The sequence below is a fragment of the Pseudomonas sp. AOB-7 genome (genome assembly GCF_003696305.1).
Taxonomy (GTDB): Bacteria; Pseudomonadota; Gammaproteobacteria; order Pseudomonadales; family Pseudomonadaceae; genus Aquipseudomonas.
In genome coordinates, this window is the sequence record NZ_RFFK01000007.1 from 146,704 (window position 1) to 171,329 (window position 24,626).

The 24,626-nt window shown below is 67.7% G+C and carries 18 protein-coding genes; 3 read left to right on the top strand and 15 right to left on the bottom strand.

The annotated features are described in order from the left end of the window. Positions 1-2: 2 nt before the first annotated feature. From EA796_RS15125 to glnE, 14 genes are all read right to left on the bottom strand, one after another. A complete protein-coding gene (locus tag EA796_RS15125) occupies positions 3-1,010 on the bottom strand; it encodes a glycosyltransferase (RefSeq protein WP_122109193.1) in 1,008 nt (335 codons plus the stop codon). Next, positions 997-1,875 carry a glycosyltransferase family A protein gene (locus tag EA796_RS15130; RefSeq protein WP_021441872.1) on the bottom strand — a complete coding sequence of 293 codons (879 nt, stop codon included), beginning with the start codon at positions 1,873-1,875 and terminating at the stop codon, positions 997-999. The genes EA796_RS15125 and EA796_RS15130 overlap by 14 nt, the downstream gene beginning before the upstream one ends. A 9-nt stretch (positions 1,876-1,884) precedes the next feature. Further along, positions 1,885-2,841: a glycosyltransferase gene (locus tag EA796_RS15135; RefSeq protein WP_122109194.1), complete on the bottom strand. Its 957-nt coding sequence runs from the start codon at positions 2,839-2,841 to the stop codon at positions 1,885-1,887. Continuing rightward, complete coding sequence (locus tag EA796_RS15140; protein ID WP_122109195.1) at positions 2,838-3,746, bottom strand: glycosyltransferase family 2 protein; 909 nt, start codon at positions 3,744-3,746, stop codon at positions 2,838-2,840. The genes EA796_RS15135 and EA796_RS15140 overlap by 4 nt, the downstream gene beginning before the upstream one ends. Next, the gene (locus EA796_RS15145; protein WP_122109196.1) at positions 3,736-5,493 is read right to left on the bottom strand and encodes a carbamoyltransferase; all 1,758 of its coding nucleotides are present in this window, start codon (positions 5,491-5,493) and stop codon (positions 3,736-3,738) included. Before EA796_RS15145 ends, EA796_RS15140 begins: the two co-directional genes overlap by 11 nt. Before the next feature lie 12 nt (positions 5,494-5,505). Beyond that, the gene (locus EA796_RS15150; RefSeq protein ID WP_122109197.1) at positions 5,506-6,951 is read right to left on the bottom strand and encodes a lipopolysaccharide kinase InaA family protein; all 1,446 of its coding nucleotides are present in this window, start codon (positions 6,949-6,951) and stop codon (positions 5,506-5,508) included. Further along, positions 6,951-7,649: a lipopolysaccharide kinase InaA family protein gene (locus tag EA796_RS15155; protein ID WP_122109198.1), complete on the bottom strand. Its 699-nt coding sequence runs from the start codon at positions 7,647-7,649 to the stop codon at positions 6,951-6,953. Before EA796_RS15155 ends, EA796_RS15150 begins: the two co-directional genes overlap by 1 nt. After that, positions 7,646-8,383, bottom strand: coding sequence for a lipopolysaccharide kinase InaA family protein (locus EA796_RS15160; protein WP_122109199.1), 738 nt, complete (start codon positions 8,381-8,383; stop codon positions 7,646-7,648). The genes EA796_RS15155 and EA796_RS15160 overlap by 4 nt, the downstream gene beginning before the upstream one ends. Then, positions 8,380-9,195, bottom strand: coding sequence for a lipopolysaccharide core heptose(I) kinase RfaP (rfaP, locus tag EA796_RS15165; protein WP_122109200.1), 816 nt, complete (start codon positions 9,193-9,195; stop codon positions 8,380-8,382). Before rfaP ends, EA796_RS15160 begins: the two co-directional genes overlap by 4 nt. After that, entirely contained in the window at positions 9,192-10,316 is a 1,125-nt protein-coding gene (locus EA796_RS15170) for a glycosyltransferase family 4 protein (protein ID WP_122109201.1), read from the bottom strand. The genes rfaP and EA796_RS15170 overlap by 4 nt, the downstream gene beginning before the upstream one ends. A gap of 103 nt (positions 10,317-10,419) precedes the next feature. Next, on the bottom strand, positions 10,420-11,421 hold the full coding sequence (gene waaC / locus EA796_RS15175; protein WP_122109202.1) for a lipopolysaccharide heptosyltransferase I: 1,002 nt from the start codon (positions 11,419-11,421) through the stop codon (positions 10,420-10,422). After that, complete coding sequence (waaF, locus tag EA796_RS15180; RefSeq protein ID WP_122109203.1) at positions 11,421-12,455, bottom strand: lipopolysaccharide heptosyltransferase II; 1,035 nt, start codon at positions 12,453-12,455, stop codon at positions 11,421-11,423. Before waaF ends, waaC begins: the two co-directional genes overlap by 1 nt. Before the next feature lie 61 nt (positions 12,456-12,516). Continuing rightward, positions 12,517-13,440 carry a branched-chain amino acid transaminase gene (locus EA796_RS15185; RefSeq protein WP_021443208.1) on the bottom strand — a complete coding sequence of 308 codons (924 nt, stop codon included), beginning with the start codon at positions 13,438-13,440 and terminating at the stop codon, positions 12,517-12,519. A 61-nt stretch (positions 13,441-13,501) separates the two neighbouring features. Beyond that, positions 13,502-16,444 (bottom strand): bifunctional [glutamate--ammonia ligase]-adenylyl-L-tyrosine phosphorylase/[glutamate--ammonia-ligase] adenylyltransferase, encoded by a 2,943-nt coding sequence (glnE, locus tag EA796_RS15190; protein ID WP_122109204.1) that lies wholly within the window; start codon positions 16,442-16,444, stop codon positions 13,502-13,504. A 270-nt stretch (positions 16,445-16,714) separates the two neighbouring features. On the opposite strand from glnE, the gene aceE reads away from it, so the two are divergent. Together aceE and aceF are read left to right on the top strand one after the other, a co-directional pair. Next, complete coding sequence (aceE, locus tag EA796_RS15195) at positions 16,715-19,360, top strand: pyruvate dehydrogenase (acetyl-transferring), homodimeric type (RefSeq protein WP_122109205.1); 2,646 nt, start codon at positions 16,715-16,717, stop codon at positions 19,358-19,360. An 11-nt stretch (positions 19,361-19,371) separates the two neighbouring features. Continuing rightward, complete coding sequence (gene aceF / locus EA796_RS15200) at positions 19,372-21,039, top strand: dihydrolipoyllysine-residue acetyltransferase (RefSeq protein ID WP_122109206.1); 1,668 nt, start codon at positions 19,372-19,374, stop codon at positions 21,037-21,039. A 157-nt stretch (positions 21,040-21,196) separates the two neighbouring features. On the opposite strand, the gene EA796_RS15205 is transcribed toward aceF, so the two are convergent. Continuing rightward, complete coding sequence (locus EA796_RS15205) at positions 21,197-21,706, bottom strand: hypothetical protein (RefSeq protein ID WP_371921473.1); 510 nt, start codon at positions 21,704-21,706, stop codon at positions 21,197-21,199. 166 nt (positions 21,707-21,872) lie between these two features. On the opposite strand from EA796_RS15205, the gene EA796_RS15210 reads away from it, so the two are divergent. Further along, positions 21,873-24,584, top strand: coding sequence for an EAL domain-containing protein (locus tag EA796_RS15210; protein WP_122109208.1), 2,712 nt, complete (start codon positions 21,873-21,875; stop codon positions 24,582-24,584). The last annotated feature ends 42 nt before the right edge of the window (positions 24,585-24,626 follow it).

Below are 24,626 nucleotides of genomic sequence, written 5' to 3' on the forward strand. Positions count from 1 at the left end.
CATCACCGCCATACAGACAAGTACTTGAGCAACACCCGCAGATACGCCGCGAGGCAATTCATTCGGCCGAACTGCTCGGCGATAAGCGACAACTCACGAAAATCCAGCAACCCCGCGCCGCGGATGCGCGCCTGCAGCGCCTTGCGCTGAGCCTTGAGCAGGCGCTTGCGCTCCCGCCGTGCCAGGCGTTGCAGCTCCTTATCGAGCAGCACCTGCAAGCGCTCGTCGCCTTCTCCGCGCAGCCCCTGCGCCTCCTGGCGAACCCTTTCGTAGACCCTGCGCTTGTAGTCGGAAAAATCCAGCGTCTGGGTGGCGCTGCCTTTATGGACCCGGGTCAGCGCCAGCACCTGCGGATCGTCCAGAAATGCCAGGTGGGCGCCGCGCAGGATGCAGCGCAACCAGTAATCCCAATCCTCGAGCGCACGCATCTCGGTGTCGAAGTCGCCGACTCGATCAACCAGAGACCTGCGCACCATCGCCGCGTGAATGGCCATGTTGTTGCCCCTGAGGAACACCGGGAGCGCGACATCGTATCGGCCATTGATCGCCACCGCCCACTCCTGCTCCGAGGAGAGATCGAGCTTGGTGAACAGGCGGTTCTCATCGCCATCCAGGAAATAGCGGAAGCGCGAGTAAGAAATATCGACATGCGGGCTGTTCTGGAAATGCTCGACATGAGCTGCCAGCTTGTTCGCCGTGAGCAGGTCGTCGGCGTCGAGGAACAGCAGGTACTCGCCGCGGGCATGGCGGATTCCGGTATTTTTGGCCGCCGAGGTGCCGCCGTTCGGCTGGCGGACGTAGACGATCCTCGAATCCTCACCCAGCAGTTGCGCCGCGACTTTTTCCGTGTCGTCCGTCGAGCCGTCGTCGACGATTATGGCTTCCCAGTCCGCCCAGGATTGCGCCTGCAGACTGGCAATCGTCTGCCCCAGAAAGCGCGCGTAGTTGTAGCTCGGAATGACCACCGAAACCTTCGGCGCCCCTCCCGACCCCACGTCAGCCGCGACCATGGAGCATCCGCGCCAGGCCACGCAGCGTTTTCCAGCGCCAGAAGCGCGGCGGAATCTCGCGCAACAGGGCCCAGGCCAGGGCGCGGTCGCTGCGTGCGCACTTGAGCAGCATCGAGTTGCGAAAACGTGCGCAGACCTCCGGGTAGGCCGGGTGGTCGCTGAAACGGGCATAGGTCTTCAGCACGTTGTCGACCATGAAGCGGTAGTTCTTGTAGGTGTTGCTGTCATGCACCCGGTAGAGCGCCAGGGGCTCGCCGAGAATATCGATGAAGTAGCCGGCATGGGTGATCTTCAGCTCGATCATCAGGTCCTCGAGACGCACCTCGGGCTCGAAGCCGCCGACCCGCTCCAGCGCCTCACGACGGAACAGCAAGGTGGGCGCCGGCGCGCCCGGCTTGCGGTCCATGAACACATCCTCGAAGTCCAGCCGCCGCAGCGGCAGCGCGCGCGGCTTGGCGCCGGGCCTGCCATCGGCGTCGATGGTCTGGATAGCGCCGGCGCAAATGCCCACTTCGGGCTTGTCGGCCATATAGGCCACCTGGGTGGCGATACGCTGCGGCAACATGATGTCGTCAGAGCCGAAGGGGGCGATCAGGCTGCCCCTGGCCCGCTCGATGGTCTCGTTCAGGGTGCGCGAGAGGCCCTTGTTGGCCTGCACGCGAAAGTCGAAGCCATGCACCTTCTGCAGCGCCTCGATGCGCGCCACGCTGTCGTCGCGGGAGCCGTCGTCCACCACCAGCAGCTCGATGTTCGGGTAGCTCTGCTGCAGCACGCTCTCGATGCTCGCCTGGATATAGGGGGCATGGTTGTATGAGGCGATGATCACGCTGACCAGCGGCTGCGAGGAATCACTCGTGGACGTCATGGTGGCTACTCAAAAGAAATTGAAGCGCGCGCGCAAGGCCTGCCAGGCGGAGACTTTGCCCGCCTCGGGCCAGGCTTGCTGCAACACGTCGAACAGGTGCTCGGCCAGGTGCACATGGCTCATATGCGCCTCGACGAAGCGGCGTCCCTGCTCGGCGATCGCCTCGGCCCGCACCGGATCGCCACGCAGCTCGGCGAGGTGCCCGCGCAACTCGTCGAGGTCGGAATACAACAGCAGGTGGACGCCATCCTGCAGGCCGATGGCCGCCTCCTCGCTACCCTGGCGCCAGGCCAGGAGCACGCAGCCGCAGGCCATCGCCTCGAAGTTCTTGGCCATGTACTCGCCGAGCCCGACATCGGCGCTGACGAAGTAGCGGATGCGGTTGAGCATCTCGCGATAGGGCTGTCCCGGCGCGGTGCGCAGCAGCTGCAGCGGCTCTTGCGCCGCCAGCCGCTCCAGCAGTTCCTTGCGCTCGCCGTAAGCGGCGCTGGCGGTACGCCCGACGAAACCCAGCTCGATATCCCGCGCGCGCCCCTCGCAGTAGATGGTGCGCGGATCGTAGCCCTTGGCGAGAAAATGCACGTTGAACCCCTCGCCGCGCAGGCGTTCGGCGACGCTGGCGCCGGTCACCACGATGCGGGCGTTGGGCAGGGCGCGGTAGAAGCGACTGAAGCGCCCGCGCCAACGGGAAGCGGCCAGGTAGTTCTGGCAGGCGTCTTCCTCGTAGATCAACAGCCCGGGGATCTGCCGCAAGAAGGCGGTCTGGCGGCGGATGTTCTTGAAGTGCAGGTCCAGCAACACGCGGTCATAACGCCCCAGATCGAGGCCGCGCAGATAGCGGCGCAGGTCGCGTTGCTCGTCCTTGCCGAGGATGCGCAAGTCGAGGTCGACCAGTTGCCCGAGCCGTTCATGGACGCAGGACAGATCCGGCTCGCGCCCCGCACTGCTGAGCGCCAGCACCTTCATGGGGTTCGGCTCAACCACAGACGGATGGCCTTGCGGGTGTAGGACCACTTCAACGCCACCCGCCAATCCGTGCGCAGCGCCTCGCGGTAGTAGCCGCGCGCCTGCTCGCGGTCGCCGGCCAACAAGCAGGTGCGAAACAGCGACAGGCAACGCTGGGCGCGGTAGGCGGGCTTGAGCGCTTGCAGGTCGGCCGGCAGCTGACGGAAGACCTCGTCCACCAGGGCCAGGCCGACGCGGCGTGCCGCCTCGGCGTTATGCCGCAGGCTGTCGGGATGCTTGTGGATGCGCGCCAGCATCAGGTCGAGCACCGCCACCCGAGGCTGGCTCAGGCAGTAGGCGAACACCGGGATGTCCTCGCTGTGCCGCAGGTGCTCGGGGTACGGCCGCTGCAGCAGCAACTCGCGGCGGAACAGGCAGGCGCCGTGACTGAGGGCGATGCGCTTGTCCAGCAGGTAGCCCCGCAAGCGCGGCAAGACATCGGCGGGAACGGCACTGGCAGGATGCTCGCGCTCGCGGCCATCGGGCTGCACCGCCACATGCCCGGCCAGCCACAGGTCCACCTCGGGCTGGGCGCGCAGGCGTTCGCAGAGGCCAGGCAGTACCCCGGGCGCTAGCTCGTCGTCGGCGTCGAGCAGCAGCACATGGCGCCCCCGCGCCAGTTGCACGCCCTTGTTGCGGGCCGCGGAGGGGCCGGCGTTGTCCTGGCGCACGCCCTGAAAGGCGGCGCCATGGCGCTGGCTCAGGCTGGCGAACAGCGCCGGCGTGTCGTCGCTGGAGCCATCGTCCACCACCCAGAGTTCGACCTCGGGGGTGGCCTGGGACAGCACCGAGTCGACGGCGCGCGACAGCACGCCGGCATAGTTGTAACTGGGGATGACGACGCTAAGCAGCGGCTCAGCCGACATTGTCGTACCAGTCCTTGCCATCCTTGACCACCAAGACGTCTTCCATGATCAGGTACTGCAGGTCCGAGCCGTAGAACATGTTCAACGCGTCGGTCGGCGAGCAGATCATCGGCTCGCCGCGGCGGTTGAGCGAGGTGTTCAGCGACACGCCGTTGCCGGTGAGCTGCTCCAGCTGCAGCATCAGGTCGTACCAGCGCGGGTTGTACTCGCGCTTGAGCACCTGGGCGCGCGAGGTGCCGTCCTCGTGCACCACTTCGCCGACGCGCTCCTTCCAGCCCTCGTTGACCTCGAAGGTGAAGGTCATGAACGGGCTCGGATGGTCGACCTTGAGCATCTGCGGCGCGACGGTGTCGAGCATCGACGGGCAGAAGGGGCGCCAGCGCTCGCGGAACTTGATCTGTTCGTTGATGCGGTCGGCCACCCCCGGCACGCTCGGGCAGCCGATGATGGAGCGGCCGCCGAGGGCGCGCGGACCGAACTCCATACGGCCCTGGAACCAGGCCACCGGGTTGCCGTCGACCATGATCCTGGCGATGCGCTCGGGCACGTTGTCGATCTGCTTGAATACCGGCTTGCTCGGATGCCGCGCGCAGGCGGCGATCACGTCCTCGTTGGAGTAGGCCGGGCCGAGGTAGACGTGCTCCATCTTCTCCACCGGCACGCCGCGCTGGTGCGAAACGTAGGCGGCGGCGCCGACCGCGGTGCCGGCATCGCCGGAGGCCGGCTGGACGAACAGTTCCTTGACGTCGTCGCGGGCGATGATCTTCTGGTTCAGCTTGACGTTCAGCGCGCAGCCGCCGGCGAAGGCGATCTTGCCGGTTTCCTTGAGGATGTCGCCGAGGTAGTACTCCATCATCTGCAGCGCCAGCTTCTCGAACAGCGCCTGCATGCTGGCCGCGTAATGGATGTAGGGGTCGTCGGCGATGTCGCCCTGGCGTTTGGGGCCCAGCCACTCGATCAGCTTGGGCGAGAAGTAGTAGCCCTTGCCGTTTTCCTTGTAGCGACGGAAACCGATGACGTTGGCGTACTCGGTGTTGATGATCAGCTCGCCGTTCTCGAACTTGGCCAGGCGCGAGAAGTCGTACTTGGCGGCGTCACCATAGGGCGCCATGCCCATGACCTTGAACTCGCCGTCGAGCATCTCGAAGCCGAGGAACTCGGTGATCGCGCCGTACAGGCCACCGAGCGAATCCGGGTCAAAGAACTCCTTGATCTTGTGGATCTTGCCGTTCTCGCCCCAGCCGAAGAAGGTGGTGGCGTACTCGCCCTTGCCGTCGATGCCAAGGATCGCGGTCTTCTCCTTGAAGCCCGAGCAGTGGTAGGCGCTGGAGGCGTGGGCCAGGTGGTGTTCGACCGGTTCGATCTTCACCTTCTTCAGGTCGAAGCCCAGCTGCACCAGGCACCACTCGATGCGCTTCTTGTAGCGATGGTAACGACGGTTGCCGAACAGGATCGCATCGAGGGCGCGATCAGGTGCGTAGGCGTAGCGCTTGGCGTACTGCCAGCGGGCCTTCTCGAAGATGCTGATGGGGGCGAAGGGAATCGCCACCACGTCAACGTCGGACGGCTTGATCCCGGCTTGTTCCAGGCAGAACTTGGCCGATTCGTAGGGCATGCGGTTCTTCGCGTGCTTGTCGCGCACGAAGCGCTCCTCTTCCACCGCCGCGATCAGCTTGCCGTCGATGTACAGCGCGGCGGACGGATCGTGACTGAGGGCGCCGGACAGGCCGAGAATGGTCAGTGCCACAGGTTTAAGCCTCTAATTCGGGCAGGTGCCGGGCACCTGCGGTAAACGTTGGTCGAGCAACTGGTGCAAGGCGCAGTCCGCCGGCCAGTTGCGCAAAAATCGGGCACGGTCGCGGGCGTAGGCCCGGGCGAAACCGCGCGCACTGCGGTGCTGCTGCATGGCGTCCAGGTCGATCAGCGACCAGGCGCCGCGCTCATCGTCCCAGAACAGGTTGTGCCCCTTGAAATCACCGTGGCTGATGCGCTCGCGCAACAAGGCGGCGAACAGGCGATCCAGCGCCAGCAGCTCGTTTTCCGGGGGCGATCCCTGCAGATGCGCCTGAAAACGCGCGATTATATCCTGCCCGCCGCAATATTCGGTAATCAGGTAGGCGCGCCCGCGCAGCCAGCACCAGCGTCGTTCCAGCACTGCCAGCGGGCGCGGCGTGGCGATGCCGAGCAGTTCCAGGCGATGGCCTTCGCGCCAGCTGTGCCAGGCCCGGCTGGGCCGCCAGAAGCGCCGCAGCCAGTGCCCCAGCCCCTTGAGGTTGTAGCGCTTGACCACCAGGGCGCGGCCGCCCAGCTCGATGCGCGCGACGGTGGCGCTGCCGCCGCGCTTGAGCGCCTGGCCGTCCGCCAGCACGGCATCCGGGGCGTCGAGCAGGGGCTGCAGCTCGGCGGCGCACTCGCGGCGCACCACGCGCAGGCCGAAGGCACCGACCTTCGCGGCGAACAGGCTGCAGTCGCGACCGACCTTGCGCAGGTAGTCGCGCAGGCGCCAGCGTCGCACTTTTTCCACTTCCTTGAGCAGCGCCTCCAGTGGCAGCGCGTGCTCGCCGTTGGCCAGCAGGTAGTGGATCAGCAGCTCCTCGGTGAAGGGCGCAAGCTCGGCCGGCAGCTGGGCGAAGAACACCCCGAGGTTCTCCAGCACCCTGGCTCGCGACAACGGTTGCCCCGGGGTCTCGCCCCGGACGCCGCCACCGTCGATCAGATACAGGCGACCGTCATGCCGCAGCAGGTTGTCCAGGTGCAGGTCGGCCTGCCACAGGCCCTTGCCGTGCATCTGCGCGATGGCCGTCAGGGCCTCGCCCAGCACCGCCTGCTGGGCGACGGACAGCGGCGCCTCGCCGGCCACCTCGCGCCAGGCATCCCAGAGGCTGCGTGCGCCATCGAGGTAGTCGAACAGCAGCCAGCCGCCCTGGCCCTGGACAAAGCCCTCGGCCAGCAGCTCGGGGGTGAGCAAGGCCTGCTCGGCCAGCAGCCGGGCGCCATCCAGCTCGCGGCGAAAATGCCGCTCGGCCTTGCCGCCGACCAGCAACTTGGCCAGCACCGCCCGCCCTCGCCACTGCGCCAGGCCGACGTAACGCTGCCCCGGCAGCACCCGCAGCCAGCGCTCGACACGCAGCTCGTCGCCCGCCAGCGTCAGGTTCAGCGGCAGGATCGGTGCACGGCCGCTGCCGGCCAGTTGCTCGAGCCGCATCAGCGCGATTCCTTGTGCAGGCGACGGGCGCCCAGGCGGGCGAACCAGCGTTCGAGGCCGGCCTCGCCGCCCAGGTAGGCGGCCAGCAGCTTGCGCATCTCCGCCTCGCCCCAGGCGCTGGCACGGCGCAGCAGCGGCTCGAGGTCCTTGATCCGGTCGCGCCGGCCGAGCAGCAGCGGGCGGGTCTTCTCCAGGTCGATCAGCTGCGCGGCGAAGCCCTGCGCGCCCTCGCGCAGGAAGATGTGTTTGGGGTAGAAGCAGCCGTGCACCTGGCCGGCCTGGTGCAGGCAGCGGGCCAGCTCGGGCCAGCGCGCCAGCCACTGCTCCAGGTCCTGCCAGCCGTCCAGGGCGCGGGTCAGCAGCACCGCGCGCTGCTCGCCGGGCGCACGGCGCTGGGCGAAGAACACCGCCTGCAGCGCGGGGATGCCCAGTTCGCCATAGCGGCGGATATTGCGGAACTCGCGGGCGAAGGTGGGCTCGCCGAACGGCTGGCGCAGGCTGCGCCTCAGGTGGTTGCTCTGCCGCTTGAGGTAGAACGCCGAGTCGCCCAGCTCCAGCCGATAGACGCTGCTCCAGCCGCCGCGCTCGGTGTTGGGCTCGTCCACCGCCTCCAGCCTGAGCGCCCACAATGCCTCGAAACTGGCCAGGCCGTGCTGCTCCAACAAGGCGCGTTCCTGCGCGGCGATAAAGTCCTTCATTCCCTGCCCTCGAAAAACGCCAGTATCTGCCGCAGACGCCGCTTGTCGCCGGGCGTCAGCCGCGTGCGGCCACGATACTGCAGGTAGAAACGCAGTCGCTGGGTGCGCGACAGCTGGTACTTGGCCACCTTGTCCAGGCAGGCCAGGTCCTTGACGATGCGATAGCGCAGCAGCGGCCCCCACCAGAAACTGCCGGTGGGGCAGTCGATGAAGAACAGCTCGCCGGCCTGATTGACCAGCAGGTTGCGCCACTTCAGGTCGTTGTGGGTGAAGTGGTGATCGTGCATCAGGCGGGTGGCGCGGGCCAGTTGCCGACTGATGCCGTCGACCCAGGCCGGGTCGCGCAAGCGCGCATCCTGGGCATGGGCCAGCGCCGCCAGGTCCAGGGTGCCTTCCAGCTCGCGGGTGATCAACGCGCCGCGGACGAAGGCGCCGGCCTTGCGTTCCAGGCCATGGGCGACGATGGGCGCGGTGGGGATGCCCCACTTGGCGAAGTGCTTGAGGTTCTGCCACTCGGCCTTGACCCGCGGCCGGCCGACGAAGCGGCGCAAGCCCTTGCCGGCGCCCCAGTAGCGCTTGACGTAGTAGCGCACGCCGCCGCGCTCGAGGCGGATCACCTCGGACAGCGGATCCCTGGTCAGACGCTCGCCTTCGAGGGCGAACACCGCCTGCAGGCTGGCGAACTCCACGGCCAGGGCGGCGGGCAGGTCGTCCGCCAGGCGCCATTCGCTCATTGCCCGGCCCCCGATGCGTACTTGCGCTCATAGCGGCCGCGCAGGCGCTGCGCCTTGCCTTCCAGCCAGGCGAGCAGGCGCGCCTCCTCCTGCAGCACCTGACGCAGCGGCCGTTGGAAGTAGCCGCGCAGGAAACGCAGCTTGTCGCGGCGGGTCAGGCCGATGTCCAGGGCGGAGAAATACAGCCCGGCCAGGTCCTTGTCGCGCCAGCGCCGTGGCGTGGCGACGCGCACCTGGGCACGGTGCAGGTCGATCAGCGACAGGCGCAGGGCGTCGGCCGTCGGCGGCCGGTCGGTATGCAGCAGGAAGTGGCAGATATAGCAGTCGCGGTGATTGACCCCGGCGCGGTGCATGGTGCCGGTCATCTGCGCCACCTCGCGGATCAGCGCCCATTTCAGCTGCGGCGCCGGCGGCCGCTCGCGCCAGTGCAGGCTGAACTGCTCCAGGTCGACGGTCGGCGCCAGCTCCTCGGTGACGATGAAGGAGTGCTGCCTGGCCGGGTTGGCGCCGCGCTCGCCGTAGGCCACCGCGGTCATGGTCGCCACGCCGGCCTCGGTCAGACGCTGGATCGCCCGCCACTCCTGGCCGGCGCCGAGCACCGGGGCCTTGGCGCTGAGCAGGTTCTTGGCGATCTCGCCCCAGCCGACGCCGCGGTGGATCTTGACGAAATAGCCGCGTCCCTCGACCTCGGTGCGCAGCGTGCGGCGCCCTTCCAGCTCGCGGTAGACCTGCCCCTGCAGCGCCTCGACCGCGGCGAAGGCGTCCTGCCCGGCCCACAGGCGCTTGAACGGCTCGGCGAGGATCAGCTTCACGCGCGGCGCTCCGCCAGGATCACGTCGGCGGCCTTCTGCGGCATGGAGTACAGGTCGGCGCTGTCGGCGTAGGCCAGGCCGTTGCGCCCCCAGAACGCGCGGCGCTCGGGGTCGGCGAGCATGTCGGCGAGGGTCTGGTTGAGCTGCTCCTGGCGGAACGGGCTGGGTAGCACGCGGCCGCAGTCGGCGTCGGCGATGTAGTGGGCGTAGCCGCAGACGTCGCTGACCAGCACCGGCAGGCCGGACACCAGCGCCTCCAGCAGCACGGTGCCGGTGTTCTCGTTGTACGCCGGGTGGATCAGCAGGTCGGCGCCGAGCAGAAAGCGCGGGATATCGCTGCGGCCCTTGAGGATCTGCACCCGATCGGACAGGCCCAGCGCCTTGATCTGCAGCAGGAAGGGCTTGGGGTCGTCCTGGCCAATGGCGATCAGACGGGTGCGCTGCCTCAGCTCGCGCGGCAGCGAGGCCAGCGCCTTGAGGCTGCGATCCAGGCCCTTGGTCTTGAAGCCGGAGCCGATCTGCACCAGCAGCAGCTCGTCGTCGGCCAGCTCGAACTCGCGGCGGAACTCGGCGCGGATCTCGGCGGCATTGGCCGGCGCACGACGATCCTGGGCAATGCCCGGCGGCAGCAGGTGGAAGCGCTGCAGCGGGGTCTTGTAGTGCTTGACGAACAGCGGCTGCTGCACCTCGGAGATCATCAGGATCTCGGTCCTGGACTCCGGCGCGAACACCGCACGCTCGTAGTCGGCGAAGTGCCTGTAGCGCCCCCAGCGCCGGTAGAGCGGGTTGCGCAGGGTCTGTGCCTTGTCCTCGAAGCAGCCGTCGGCGGCGTAGTAGACGTCCAGGCCCGGCATCTTGTTGAAGCCGATAACCCGGTCGACCGGGTCGCGTTTCAGATCGGCCTGCAGCCAGGCGCTGAACTTCTCGTTGCGGCGGTGGTTGAACAGCGCCCTGACCGGCGCCACGCGCACGTCGAAGCCGCCCGGGTTGTCGCCTTCCCAGATCGGCGTGTAGACGCGGATGGCGTGGCCACGGGACTGGCACTCCAGGGCGATGCGCATGAAGTCGCGCTGTAAGCCGCCAAACGGGAAGTACTTGTAGAGGACGAAGGCCAGTTGCATCAGTGATGTTCCCTGAGGGTAGGTTGGCGCCGAGCGTGCGAAGTCCAACGATAGGCCGATTCGGGCGTCGCCGCGCTCGGCAACCTGCGATTGCATGACGGCATCAGAGGGTCTCCGGCGCCAGCAACAGCGCCTCCAGTTCGGTGCCCACGCGCTCGGCGTCCAGGCCGTCGAAACAGGGTGTATGGCGATCGCCGCTGCCGGCGCCGGGGCCGCTGGCGCACAGGTGAACCTGGCTGCGGCCGTAGGCGCCGACCTTGCCCGGCAGCGTCGGGCCGTACAGCGAGATGCTCGGCACATCCAGCGCCGCGGCCAGGTGGCCGAGGCCGGTGTCCACCGCCACGCAGGCGCTGGCGCCGGCGATCACCTTGGCCACCCCGGCCAGGTTCAACTTCGGCAGCACGGCGGCATGGGTCAGGCCGGCGGCGATGCGCTCGGCGCGCGCCTTCTCCGTCTCGTTGCCCCAGGGCAGGCGCACCGCCCAGCCGAGGGCGTCCATGCGCTCGGCCAGGGCGCGCCAGTTGGCCTCCGGCCAGTGCTTGCTGGCCCAGGTGGTGCCGTGCAGAAACAGCAGATAGGGCTGCGCGGCGCCGTCCGCCATCGCCGCGCGGTTCAGCCCGTAATCGCCGGTGCCGGCCGGCAACGGGTAATCCAGCGCCTGGGCGAACAGCTGGCGCACCCGCTCCAGCGCGTGCTGATCCTTGGCCACCGCGTAACGGCGGTCGTAGAAACGGCTGGCCAGCGGCTCGCGCGCCGAATCGCGATCCAGCCCGGCCACCGGCGCCTTGACGTAACGGGTCAGCCAGGCGCTTTTAAGCAGGCCCTGGGCGTCGATCACCAGGTCGTAGCGGGTCTCGCCCAGGCGCTGCTTGAAGCGTTTCCACTCACCGCTGCGCCAGGTGCGCAGCGGATGCTGGCGCCAGCGGCGGATGGCCACCGGAATCACCTGGGCCACGGCCGGGTGCCAGGCGGGGATCTCGGCGAAGCCCTCCTCCACCACCCAGTCGAAGCGGATGCCGGGAATCGCCCGCGCCGCATCGGTGAGCGCCGGCAGGGTATGCACCACGTCGCCCAGCGACGAGGTCTTGACGATCAGTACCCGCACTACTCGACCTCGACCGGGTCGCCCACCAGGCGATCGAGGGCCTCGATCACCGGCCGCGGCTTGAGTTCGCGCAGGCAGTTATAGTGGCCGAAGCGGCAGGTGCGGTCGAAGCAGGGGCTGCAGTCCAGACCCAGGCGGACGATCTCGACCTGGTCGGCCAGGGCCGGGGTGAAGCCCGGCGAGGTGGAGCCGTACACCGCCACCAGCGGCCGGTTGAGCGCCGCCGCCACGTGCATCAGCCCGGAATCGTTGGACACCACCGCGCCGGCCGCCGACATCAGGTCGATGGCCTCGGCCAGGCTGGTCTGCCCGGAGAGGTTGACCACCTCCTCGCGCAGCCCGGGAATCAGGCGCATGCGGATGTCCTCGCCGCCGGCGTGGTCGTTCTTCGAGCCGAACAGCCACACCTGCCAGCCGGCGCGGATCTTGATCTCGGCCACCTTGGCGTAGTGCTCGGCCGGCCAGCGCTTGGCCTCGCCGAACTCGGCGCCGGAGCACAGCGCCAGCACCGGGCGATCCAACTGCAGCTCGAACTTGGCCAGCGCCGCCTGACGACTGCCCTCATCGATTCGCAGACGCGGCTGCGGATAAGGCTGAGGAATCTCGGCGCCATCTTCATAGGCCAGCGCCATAAAGCGCTCGATCATCAGCGGATAGCGGTCTTTGTCCAGCGTGCGGATATCGTTGAGCAGGCCGTAGCGCAGCTCGCCCTTCCAGCCGGTGCGCTGGGGGATGCCGGCGAACCAGGGCACCAGCGCGGATTTCAGCGAATTGGGCAGCAGGATCGCCTGGTCGTACTGACCGGCCAGCGACTTGCCGATGCGCCGGCGGGTGGCCAGCTCGAGCACGCCATGGCCGAGCGGCAGGCTCAGGGCGGCGCGCACCTCGGGCATGCGCTCGAGAATCGGCCGGCTCCAGTCGGGCGCCAGCACGTCGATCTCGCAGTCGGGATGGCGCCGTTTCAGACACTGGAACAGGGTCTGCGCCATTACCATGTCACCGACCCAACTGGGGCCAACGATGAGTATTTTCATTCTTTATCCAGAAACGACCGGGGAGGCTCTCGCGCCTCCCCGTCATACCCTTGACGACCGGTTATTTAACCAGAGTGCGCCACTCGGCGTGAGCACTGGTCTTGCCGGTGACCAGGTCGAAGTAGGCTTTCTGCAGCTTCTCGGTGACCGGGCCGCGGCGGCCGATGCCGATCTGCCGGCCGTCGACTTCGCGGATCGGCGTGACTTCGGCGGCGGTGCCGGTGAAGAAGGCCTCGTCGGCGATGTACACCTCGTCGCGGGTGATGCGCTTCTCCACCACCTTGATGCCCAGCTCGCCGGCCAGGGTCAGGATGGTGCTGCGGGTGATGCCGTTGAGGCAGGACGTGACTTCCGGGGTGTACACCACGCCGTCCTTGACCAGGAAGATGTTCTCGCCCGAACCCTCGGCCACGTAGCCTTCCGGATCCAGCAGCATGGCCTCGTCGGCGCCGCCGGAGATGGCCTCCTGCAGCGCCAGCATCGAGTTGATGTAGTTGCCGTTGGCCTTGGCGCGGGTCATGGAGATGTTGACATGGTGGCGGGTGTAGGAGCTGGTGCGCACCTTGATGCCGTTGACCAGCGCCTCTTCGCCCATGTAGGCGCCCCAGTGCCAGGCGGCGACTATCACGTGCACCTTGAGGCCGGAGGCGCGCAGGCCCATGCCTTCGCTGCCGAAGAACACCATCGGGCGCAGGTAGGCGCTTTCCAGGCCGTTCTCGCGCACCGCGGCGCGCTGCGCCTGGTTGATCTCTTCCTTGGAGAAGGGGATCTGCATGTTGAAGATGTGCGCCGAGTCGAACAGGCGATCGGTGTGCGCCTGCAGGCGGAAGATCGCGGTGCCGTCCGGGGTGTTGTAGGCGCGCACGCCCTCGAACACGCCCATGCCGTAGTGCAGGGTGTGGGTCAGCACATGGGTGTTGGCTTCGCGCCACGGCACCAGCTCGCCGTCGTACCAGATCACGCCATCACGGTCGGACATCGACATCTTGCCTGCTCCTCAATTCGCTTCGCGGTTCAATCATGCTCGGGGCCATCGCCCCCGTTATTCAGCTCAGTTCCAGCTGCCGCCACAGGCGCATAACGGCGCGGCGTTCGGCCTGGAACTGATCGCCCGGCACCACCCCGGGCTGCTTCTGCAGCGCCTGGCGGTGGGCGGCCGAGCGGTAAACCTTGTAGACCTCGCGCAGCAGACCGGCATCCTCGGGGGACATCAGACCGACCCGCTCCAGCCCTTCCAGAATGCGGATATTGTCGGTGAACTCGAGCAGCTGCGGGTGTTGCCACGACCAGGCCAGGGCCGCGTATTGCACCATAAATTCGATATCGACGATACCACCGGCATCCTGCTTCAGATCGAAGGAGGCCGTGGCCTCGAAGGCATTCTCCGCGGTGCCGGCGGCGGTGGCGCGGGTGCCGAGGTTGTCGCGCATCTTCGCCCGCATCTCGCTGACCTCGCTGCGTAGCGCGGCGATATCGCGCCGGCGGCCGAGCACCTCGCCACGTACCCGGGCGAACTCGCCGGCCAGGCGCGGGCAGCCCACCAGCACCCGCGCGCGCACCAGCGCCTGGTGCTCCCAGGTCCAGGCCTCGCTCTCCTGGTAGCGCTGGAACGCGCCGAGCGAACTGACCAAGAGCCCCGCCGCCCCCGAAGGCCGCAGGCGCATGTCCACCTCGTAGAGCGCGCCGGAGGTGGTCTGGGTGGTCAGCAGGTGAATGATGCGCTGGCCCAGGCGGGTGAAGAACTGCGCGCCATCGATGGGCTTGGCGCCATCGGTCTCGGCCTGCGGATCGCCATCGTGGATAAACACCAAGTCGAGATCCGAGCCGTGGCCAAACTCCAGGCCGCCGACCTTGCCGTAGCCGACGATGATGAAGTCCGGGTCGCAGAAGCTGCCGTCGGCGCGCCGCGGCCGGCCGTGGCGCTGCACCGTGTGCTGCCAGGCCAGCGCCAGCACCTGGTCAAGAATGGCCTCGGCCAGCCAGGTCAGGTAGTCCGAGACCTTCATCAGCGGCAGCGTGCCGGCGATCTCCGAAGCCGCCACGCGCAGGCTGTGGGCCAGCTTGAAGTGACGCAGCGCCTCCATCTGCTGCTCCAGGTCGTCCTCGGGAATGCGGATCAGCCGCTCGCGCAGCTCGGCCGCCAGCTCCGGCGCCAGCGGCGGGTGATACAGGCGACCTTCGTTGAGCAGCTCGTCGAGCAGCAGCGGGAAACGCGCGATCTGCTCGGCGATCCACGGGCTGGCCGCGCACAGGGCGATCAGCCGCTGCAGCGCGCCAGGGTTCTCGGAGAGCAGCACCAGGTAGGCCGAGCGTCGCGCGACCTTTTCCACCAGCGGCAGCACCCGCTCCAGCACCAGGTCCGGCGCCTCGTGCTCCACGGTCTGCGCCAGCAGGCGCGGCACGAAGGCATCCAGGCGCTCGCGACCGAGGCGCTGCATGGCGCGCACCTGTGGGCCGTTGCGCAGGTCGCCGAGGCGCTTGAGCGCGGTGGCCGGCTCGGCAAAACCCGCCTCCTGCAGCTGGCGGCAGGCACCCTCCTCGTCCAGCGCCTCCTCCCACAGCGGCAGCCATTCGGCGCCGACGCAGGCCTCGCCGCCCTGCGCCTCGTCCTCGTCGGGGTCGGCGATCACCTGCTGGAAGTGCCATTCGATGCGTCCGCGCCAGTGCATCAGGCGCTCATGGAAACTCGCCCAGTCGGCGAAGCCCATGATGGTCGCCACCCGCGCCTGGTCGCGCGCATCGGCCGGCAGCATCTGCGTCTGCCGGTCGCCGATGCCCTGCAGGGCGTGCTCGGTGTAGCGCAGGAACTCGTAGCCCTCGCGCATCTCCGCCACCACCGCCGGCGGCAGATAGCCCTGGCCCTCCAGGGTCGCCAGCACCTTGAGCAGCGGCCGCTGCTGCAGGCTGAGGTCGCGCCCGCCGTGGATCAGCTGGAAGGCCTGGGCGATGAACTCGATCTCGCGGATGCCGCCGGCGCCGAGCTTGATGTTCTCGCTCATGCCCTTGCGCCGCACCTCCTGCTGGATCAGCAGCTTCATCGCGCGCAGCGCCTCGATGGCGGAGAAATCCAGGTAGCGCCGGTAGACGAAGGGCCGCAGCATCTCCAGCAGCTCGGCGCCGGCGGCCTGGTCGCCGCCGACCACGCGCGCCTTGATCATGGCGTAGCGCTCCCAGTCGCGGCCCTGGTCCTGGTAGTACTGCTCCAGCGCGTTGAAGCTGAACACCAGCGCGCCGCTCGAGCCATAGGGGCGCAGGCGCATGTCGGTGCGAAAGACGAAGCCGTCGACGGTGATGGCATCCAGCGCCTTGATGAGTTTTTGCCCGAGACGGATAAAGAACTCCTGGTTGTCCAGCGGCCGCTTGACCCCCTCGGTCTCGCCGCCCTCCGGGTAACCGAAGATCAGGTCGATGTCCGAGGACAGGTTGAGCTCGAAGGCGCCGAGCTTGCCCATGCCGAGGATCACCATGTGCTGCGCCTGGCCGCTGCGTCGGCCGATGGGCGTGCCAAACTGCGCGCTGTGGCGCGGGTAGAGCCAGTGGTAGGCCAGGTCGATGCTGGCGTCGGCCAGGTCGGAGAGGTCGCGGCAGGTTTCGCTCAGCGGCGCCTGGCGGCTGATGTCGCGCCAGATGATGCGCAGCTGCTGGCGGTTGCGGAAACGCCGCAGGCAGCGGCCCAGCGCCTCCTCGTCGGCGCAATCGGCCAGTTGCGCCGCCAGCTGCTCGCGCAGCTCGCCCGGCGCCAGGCTGCGCTCCAGTTCGCCGGACGCGCCCAGGGCGAGGAACATCGCCGGATCGCGCAGCGCCTGCTCGGCGACGAAATCGCTGAGCGCCGCCACTCGTCGCCAGGCCTCGCGACGCGGCGCCGGCCAGGCGGCCAACTGCGCGGGCAGGCCCTCATGCTCGGCCAGCGCCGCCCGCAGCGACTGCTCGGCGCGCTCGGCCAGGGGGGTCAGGGAGGGGGGCAACTCGACCGGCAACGGCAGGCTCATGGTCTATCCTTTTGGCGGACTGCCGGTCGCCTGGCGGGTTCGCCCGGAACCCCGCTCCTGCGGGGCGCGCACGGCCGGCGGTGGCGCGGATTGTAGTTTTACTACTAAAGAATTGTATCCAGAGGGCTGAATCCGCCGTCGAAATGTAGTAAAACTACAAGCGGCCGGTCCTACCCCCGGTAAATCCAAGAATTCAACTCGCCCGCCCAAAAAGCCGGCGAGACCCAACTGGCCTCCGATTCTGGAAGCCTTTCCGCCCTGGAGCAAGCCATGCAAGACCTCGATCCGATCGAAACCCAGGAATGGCTGGACGCCCTTGAATCCGTCCTCGACCGTGAGGGTGAAGACCGTGCCCATTACCTGATGACCCGTATGGGCGAGCTGGCCACCCGCAGCGGTGCGCAACTGCCCTACGCGATCACCACGCCCTACCGCAACACCATCCCGGTCACCCACGAAGCGCGTATGCCGGGCGACCTGTTCATGGAGCGCCGTATCCGCTCGCTGGTGCGCTGGAACGCGCTGGCCATGGTGATGCGCACCAACCTGGACGATCCGGATCTGGGCGGCCACATTTCCAGCTTCGCCTCCTCGGCGACCCTGTACGACATCGGCTTCAACTACTTCTTCCAGGCCCCGACCGACGAACACGGCGGCGACCTGGTGTTCTATCAGGGCCACGCTTCGCCCGGCGTCTACGCCCGCGCCTTCATGGAAGGGCGCATCAGCGAAGAGCAGATGCAGAACTTCCGCCGCGAGGTGGACGGCAAGGGCCTGTCCTCCTACCCGCACCCCTGGCTGATGCCGGACTTCTGGCAGTTCCCCACCGTATCGATGGGCTTAGGCCCGATCCAGGCGATCTACCAGGCGCGTTTCATGAAGTACCTGGAAGCGCGCGGTTTCATCCCCGCCGGCAAGCAGAAGGTCTGGTGCTTCATGGGTGACGGCGAGTGCGACGAGCCGGAATCCCTCGGTGCCATCTCCCTGGCCGGCCGCGAGAAGCTGGACAACCTGATCTTCGTCATCAACTGCAACCTGCAGCGCCTCGACGGCCCGGTACGCGGCAACGGCAAGATCATCCAGGAACTCGAAGGCGTGTTCCGCGGTGGCGGCTGGAACGTCAACAAGGTGGTCTGGGGCCGCTTCTGGGACCCGCTATTCGCCAAGGACAAGGACGGCGCCCTGCAGCGTCGCATGGACGAGGTGGTCGACGGCGAGTACCAGAACTACAAGGCCAAAGACGGCGCCTACGTGCGCGAGAACTTCTTCAATACCCCGGAACTCAAGGAGATGGTCAAAGACCTGTCCGACGACGAGATCTGGAAGCTCAACCGTGGCGGCCACGACCCGTACAAGGTCTATGCGGCCTACCACCAGGCGGTCAACCACAGCGGCCAGCCCACCGTGATCCTGGCCAAGACCATCAAGGGCTACGGTACCGGCGCCGGTGAAGCGAAGAACACCGCGCACAACACCAAGAAGGTCGACGTCGACAGCCTGCGCCAGTTCCGCGACCGCTTCGACATCCCGGTCAAGGACGAGGAGCTGGAGAACCTGCCCTTCGTCAAGCCGGAGCCGGGCAGCCCCGAGTACAAGTACCTGCACGAGCGCCGCGCCGCCCTCGGTGGCTACGTGCCGCAGCGCCGGCCCAACAGCTTCAGCATCCCGACCCCGCCGCTGGATACCCTCAAGGCCATCCTCGACGGCTCCGGCGACCGCGAAATCTCCACCACCATGGCCTTCGTGCGCATCCTCGCGCAGCTGGTCAAGGACAAGGAGCTGGGTCAGCGCATCGTGCCGATCATCCCGGACGAGGCGCGTACCTTCGGCATGGAAGGCATGTTCCGCCAGCTCGGCATCTACTCCTCGGTCGGCCAGCTGTACGAGCCGGTGGATAAAGACCAGGTGATGTTCTACCGCGAGGACAAGAAGGGCCAGATCCTCGAGGAAGGCATCAACGAGGCCGGCGCCATGAGTTCCTTCATCGCCGCCGGTACCTCCTACTCCAACCACAACCAGCCGATGCTGCCGTTCTACATCTTCTACTCGATGTTCGGCTTCCAGCGCATCGGCGACCTGGCCTGGGCGGCCGGCGACAGCCGTACCCGCGGCTTCCTAATCGGCGGCACCGCCGGGCGTACCACGCTCAACGGCGAGGGCCTGCAGCACGAGGACGGCCACAGCCACCTGATGGCCGCGACCATCCCCAACTGCCGCACCTACGACCCGACCTACGGCTACGAGCTGGCGGTGATCATCCGCGAAGGTACCCGGCAGATGATCGAGGAGCAGCAGGACGTCTTCTACTACATCACCGTGATGAACGAGTCCTACCAGCAGCCGGCCATGCCGGAGGGCGTCGAGGACGGCATCATCAAGGGCATGTACCTGCTCGAGGAAGACAAGAAGGAAGCCGCCCATCACGTGCAGCTGCTGGGCAGCGGCACCATCCTGCGCGAAGTGCGCGAGGCGGCGAAGATCCTGCGCGAGGAGTTCAACATCGGCGCCGACGTGTGGAGCGTCACCAGCTTCAACGAGCTGCGCCGCGACGGCCTGGCCGTGGAGCGCATCAACCGTCTGCACCCGGGGCAGAAGCCCAAGCAGACCTACATCGAGCAGTGCCTGTCCGGGCGCAAGGGCCCGGTGGTGGCCAGCACCGACTATATGAAGCTGTTCGCCGAGCAGGTGCGCCAGTGGGTGCCGAGCAAGGAGTACAAGGTACTGGGCACCGACGGCTTCGGCCGCAGCGACAGCCGCAAGAAACTGCGCCACTTCTTCGAGGTAGACCGCCACTGGGTCGTCCTGGCCGCCCTGGAAGCCCTGGTGGATCGCGGCGAGATCGAAGCCAAGGTGCTGGCCGACGCCATCGCCAAGTTCGGCATCGATCCCGATAAAGCAAACCCCCTGGACTGCTAAGGAGCGTAGCGATGAGTGAATTGATTCGCGTACCCGACATCGGCAGCGGTGAGGGTGAAGTTATCGAGTTGTTCGTCAAGGTCGGCGACCGTATCGAAGCCGACCAGAGCCTGCTGACCCTCGAGTCGGACAAGGCCAGCATGGAAATCCCGGCGCCCAAGGCCGGCGTGGTCAAGGAGCTGAAGGTCAAGCTCGGCGACCGCCTGAAAGAGGGCGACGAGCTGCTGGTACTGGAAGTCGAAGGTGCCGCCGAGGCAGCGCCTGCGGCCCAGGCCGAAGCCGCCCCCGCCGAGGCCCCAAAGGCTGCCGCCGCCCCGGCTCCGGCCGCTGCTGCGGCGCCGGCCGCCGCTGCCGCCAGCAGCGTGCAGGACGTGCACGTGCCGGACATCGGCACCGACGGCAAGGTCAAGGTCATCGAGGTCATGGTCAAGGCTGGTGACAGCATCGAGGCCGACCAGTCGCTGATCACCCTGGAGTCCGACAAGGCCAGCATGGAAATCCCCTCGCCGGCCGCCGGCGTGGTGGAAGAAGTGCTGGTCAAGCTGGACGCCGAAGTCGGCACCGGCGACCTGATCATCAGGCTCAAGGTGGCCGGTAGCGCGCCGGCCACCCCGGCCGCGGCGCCCGCCGCCGCACCGGCCAGCCAGGAAGTGCACCGCGTACCGGAAGGCGCCGCGCCCGAGGTGGCCGCCGAAGTGCGTGCCATTGCCGCGCTGTCGGCCGCCGCCGCCGAAGCCGCCGCCGCGCCCAAGCGCGACGCTGCCAAGGTGCACGCCGGCCCCGCCGTGCGCATGACCGCGCGCGACTTCGGCGTCGACCTGGCCGACATCGCCGGCACCGGCCCTAAAGGCCGCATCCTCAAGGAAGACGTGCAGGCCTACGTCAAGGCCATGATGAACAAGGCCAAGGCCGCTCCCGAGGCGGGTGCCGCCACCGGCGGCGCCGGCATTCCGCCGATCCCGGCGGTGGACTTCAGCAAGTTCGGCGAAATCGAAGAAGTGGCGATGACCCGCCTGATGCAGGTCGGCGCCGCCAACCTGCACCGCAGCTGGCTCAACGTGCCGCACGTGACCCAGTTCGAATCGGCCGACATCACCGAGCTGGAAGCCTTCCGCGTCGCGCAGAAGGCGGTGGCCGAGAAGGCCGGGGTCAAGCTGACCGTACTGCCGCTGCTGCTCAAGGCCTGCGCCCACCTGCTCAAGGAGCTGCCGGACTTCAACAGCTCGCTGGCCCCCAGCGGCAAGGCGATCATCCGCAAGAAGTACGTGCATATCGGCTTCGCCGTCGATACCCCGGACGGCCTGCTGGTGCCGGTGATCAAGAACGTCGACCAGAAGAGCCTGCTGCAGCTGGCTGGCGAAGCCGCCGCGCTGGCGGAGAAGGCGCGCAACAAGAAGCTGTCGGCCGACGACATGCAGGGCGCCTGCTTCACCATCTCCAGCCTCGGCCATATCGGCGGCACCGGCTTCACCCCGATCGTCAACGCACCCGAGGTGGCGATCCTCGGCGTGAGCAAGGCGAGCATGCAGCCGGTGTGGGACGGCAAGGCCTTCCAGCCGCGCCTGATGCTGCCGCTGTCGCTGTCCTACGACCACCGGGTGATCAACGGCGCCGCCGCCGCGCGCTTCACCCAGCGCCTGTCGCAGCTGCTGGCGGATATCCGCACCATGCTGCTGTAAGGCCGCGCACCACCTTTCGAGCACGCCACGCTCGTATCCTCAACCCCGCTCGTTCAGGCGGGGTTTTTTTTGACTATGTTCCAGCCACCAGGGGCGCAACACAGGCGGCTTCCCGTTGCGTGCGACGCGGCCTGCGCGCGCCCGGCAACGCCGCCGTTCAGCCCTTCTGCACGTTGCGAATCAGAAAGCTCAGCGCCTTGGCCAGCTCGGCCGCGCCCTGGTGATCGCGCAGGATGCTCAGCAGCGGGCTGCCGTCGCCGGGGTTGATCAGCACGCAGCGGATGCCGCCGGCCGGGCATTCGTAGCGAATGAAGGGATCGACGCCGAACACCGACACGCGCTGGTTGCGCACGGCGATATCGGTACCCTGGGCGCCGCGACTTTCCTCGCGCAGGATCAGTTCGCCGGGCGCGCCGATGCCGATGCGGTAGAGCAGATCCTGACGCTGCGCCTGGCCGACCTGGTAAGCGGCGCGCAGCGCATAGGTGTCGAGCAGCGCGTTGCTGTGGGCGAGCAGCGCCTGGCGCTCGTCGGCGGTCAGGTACAGGCGCTTGAGCCCGTCCAGGTAGGCGGTCTGCTCGTCGCCCTGCAACCCGGCGGCCGCTTCGGCGTCGGCGGCAGTCGCCGGCGCGGCAGCGAACAGCGCGCCCAACAGGGCCAGGGCCATCAGTTTTCTTGTCAGTATCGATTGCATGATGCACCCTTGCCGAACGCTATAGTGAAGTAGGCCTGAGCCCGAGCCTCCGTCCGTACCGCCACTGCCCCGGGCAGCGGCGGCCCCGTACCGAGAACGGATGCCTCGCCTGGTCAGCATACTGGAAGCCCGCCGCCCAATGAAAAGCCATCCCGATGCCGGCACCCGCTCGGCAGCCGAGGTTGTGACGCAGTTGCCAGTGCCCTCGCGGCTCGGCATGTTGCGTTTCGAGCGCTTGAACGAGCCGAGCTGGGCCCTGCTGTTTCTCGATCCCGCCTGCGAACGCCAGCTCGGCATCAGTGCCAGCGACCTGTGCGCCCTGGTCGATGCGCCCTACGCCAGCCTGATGGAGCCCGAGGCGCGCTACCGCCTGCACGACGCCATCCAGCAGCAGCTGCTGCAGGGCCCGCATTATCTGGTGCGCTACCGCCTGCACACGCCGCAGGGCGCGCTCAACCTGCTGGAGGTGGGCGAACCCTTCAAGCAGCGCAACCGCCAACTGCTGCGCGGCTACCTGCTGGTGGCGGACGAGAGCCTGAGCCAGTACAGCCCGCCCGAGCAGGCACTGCAGGCACAGAACCAGCAGCTGCGCAGCTCGCTGCAGCAGTACCAGCGCGCCCAGGACGACCACCTGCAACACCTGGTGCGTTCGCGCACCCAGCAGAGCCTGATCGTGCGCCTGGCGCGCCAGCGCTACGTCTCCAGCGACCCGCTGCTGGAGGCTGCCGAGCTGATCACCCAGGCCGCCTGCGAGGTCTACGGCGTAGCCCGCGCCGGCCTATGGAAGCTCGGCAGCCATAGCCTGGAGTCGGTGACCCTGTACCGCCGCGACCTGGATCGCCACGAACGCCTGGCCGATATCGACGCGCGCGCCTTCCCGCGCTATCTGGAGGCACTGCACAGCGGCCGCGCCATCGACGCCCACGACGCCCTGCACGACCCGCGCACCGCCGAGCTGAGCGCCAGCTACCTGCAGCCGCTGGGCATCGGCGCCATGCTCGACGCCGGCGTGCGCGTCGACGGCGAGGTGGTCGGCGTGCTGTGCCTGGAACACAGCGGCGGCCCGCGCACCTGGCAGGCCGACGAGATCGCCTTCGCCGGCGAGCTGGCCGACCAGTATGCCCAGGTGCTGATCGGCCAGCAGAGGCGCAGCGCCACCCACGCCCTGCACCTGTTCCAGCGCGCGGTGGAGCAGAGCGCCAGCGCCTTCCTGCTGGTCGACCGCGACGGCCGGGTGGAATACGTCAACCCCAGCTTCACCGCCATCACCCTGTACAGCGGCGACGAGGTCTGCGGCCGGCGCCTGTCCGAGCTGCCGGCGCTGGCCAACCTTAGCGACCTGCTGTTCGACGCCCGCTCCAGCCTGGCCGAACACAACAGCTGGCAGGGCGAGTTCCGAAGCCGGCGCAAGAACCAGGAGCCCTACTGGGGCCAGTTGTCGATCTCCAAGGTGTACGGCGACGACGGCGAGCTGACCCACTACATCGGCATCTACGAGGACATCACCGAGGCCAAGCTGGCCCAGCAGCGCATCGAGCGCCTGGCCTACACCGACAACCTGACCAACCTGGGCAACCGCCTGGCCTTCATCCGCAGTCTCGAGGAGCGCTTCGCGCGCAGCCCGCAGCCGCCGCTGGGGCTGCTGCTGGTGGACATCGACAACTTCAAGCGGATCAACGACAGCCTCGGCCACCAGACCGGCGACAAGCTGCTCTCGGCCCTGGCCCGGCGCCTGCGCAACAGCCTCGGCGCCAAGGGCAGCCTGGCGCGCTTCGCCAGCAACGAGTTCGCCATCCTCCTCGACGGCGGCGACCAGGAGGCCGCCCAGCGCGTCGCCCAGCAGGTGCTGCAGACCCTGGACAAGCCGCTGTTCGTCGACAACCAGCTGATCAGCATCACCGGCTCGGTCGGCCTGGCCCTGGCGCCGCAGCACGGCGAGGACCCGCAGACCCTGATGAAGCACGCCGGCCTCGCCCTGCACAAGGCCAAGGCCAACGGCAAGCACCAGGTGCAGCTGTTCACCGAGGCACTCAACGCCGAGGCCAACTACAAGCTGTTCGTCGAGAACAACCTGCGCCGCGCCCTGACCCAGAGCGAGCTGGAGGTGTTCTACCAGCCCAAGCTGTGCCTCAAGAGCGGCCAACTGCTGGGCATGGAAGCGCTGCTGCGCTGGCACCATCCGGAAAAGGGCATGATCCGCCCCGACCAGTTCATCAGCGTGGCCGAGGAGACCGGGCTAATCATCCCCATCGGCAAGTGGGTGGTGCGCCAGGCCTGCCGCATGAGCAAGCAGCTCAGCGCCATCGGCCTGGGCGAGCTGCAGGTGGCGATCAACCTGTCGCCCAAGCAGTTCTCCGACCCGGACCTGGTCGGCTCCATCGCCGCCATCCTCCACGAGGAGCAGCTCGAACCCCGGCGGCTGGAGCTGGAACTGACCGAAAGCCTGCTGCTGGAGGCCACCGACGACACCCGCCACCAGCTCGGCCGCCTCAAGAGCCTGGGCCTGACCCTGGCGATGGACGACTTCGGCACCGGCTACTCCTCGCTCAGTTACCTGAAGAAATTCCCCATCGACGTGATCAAGATCGATCGCAGCTTTATCAAGGACATTCCCGACAACCAGGACGACATGGAGATCACCTCGGCGGTGATCGCCATGGCCCATAACCTCAAGCTCAAGGTGGTCGCCGAAGGCATCGAGACCGCCGCCCAACTCGGCTTCCTCCGCCGCCAGCAGTGCGACGTCGGCCAGGGCTACCTGTTCGACAAGCCGATTCCCGGCCGCGAGCTGATCGACAGCCTGCGCCGCTACCCCTGCCGCCCGGCGCCCACATCCGACCAACGGACGTAACGCGCCACGCCGCGCCTGGTCCACTGCTTGCCCACTTCTCAG

Bases quoted from the DNA above. Each gene is read 5' to 3' on its own strand.
- EA796_RS15205 (WP_371921473.1), bottom strand. From the start codon at position 21,706: ATGGCCCTGGCCCTGTTGGGCGCGCTGTTCGCTGCCGCGCCGGCGACT.
- EA796_RS15155 (WP_122109198.1), bottom strand. From the start codon at position 7,649: ATGAAGGACTTTATCGCCGCGCAGGAACGCGCCTTGTTGGAGCAGCAC.
- EA796_RS15170 (WP_122109201.1), bottom strand. From the start codon at position 10,316: ATGCAACTGGCCTTCGTCCTCTACAAGTACTTCCCGTTTGGCGGCTTA.
- waaF (WP_122109203.1), bottom strand. From the start codon at position 12,455: ATGAAAATACTCATCGTTGGCCCCAGTTGGGTCGGTGACATGGTAATG.
- aceF (WP_122109206.1), top strand. From the start codon at position 19,372: ATGAGTGAATTGATTCGCGTACCCGACATCGGCAGCGGTGAGGGTGAA.
- EA796_RS15135 (WP_122109194.1), bottom strand. From the start codon at position 2,841: ATGAAGGTGCTGGCGCTCAGCAGTGCGGGGCGCGAGCCGGATCTGTCC.
- EA796_RS15130 (WP_021441872.1), bottom strand. From the start codon at position 1,875: ATGACGTCCACGAGTGATTCCTCGCAGCCGCTGGTCAGCGTGATCATC.
- EA796_RS15125 (WP_122109193.1), bottom strand. From the start codon at position 1,010: ATGGTCGCGGCTGACGTGGGGTCGGGAGGGGCGCCGAAGGTTTCGGTG.
- aceE (WP_122109205.1), top strand. From the start codon at position 16,715: ATGCAAGACCTCGATCCGATCGAAACCCAGGAATGGCTGGACGCCCTT.
- EA796_RS15150 (WP_122109197.1), bottom strand. From the start codon at position 6,951: ATGCGGCTCGAGCAACTGGCCGGCAGCGGCCGTGCACCGATCCTGCCG.
- EA796_RS15185 (WP_021443208.1), bottom strand. From the start codon at position 13,440: ATGTCGATGTCCGACCGTGATGGCGTGATCTGGTACGACGGCGAGCTG.
- EA796_RS15210 (WP_122109208.1), top strand. From the start codon at position 21,873: ATGAAAAGCCATCCCGATGCCGGCACCCGCTCGGCAGCCGAGGTTGTG.
- EA796_RS15160 (WP_122109199.1), bottom strand. From the start codon at position 8,383: ATGAGCGAATGGCGCCTGGCGGACGACCTGCCCGCCGCCCTGGCCGTG.
- glnE (WP_122109204.1), bottom strand. From the start codon at position 16,444: ATGAGCCTGCCGTTGCCGGTCGAGTTGCCCCCCTCCCTGACCCCCCTG.
- EA796_RS15140 (WP_122109195.1), bottom strand. From the start codon at position 3,746: ATGTCGGCTGAGCCGCTGCTTAGCGTCGTCATCCCCAGTTACAACTAT.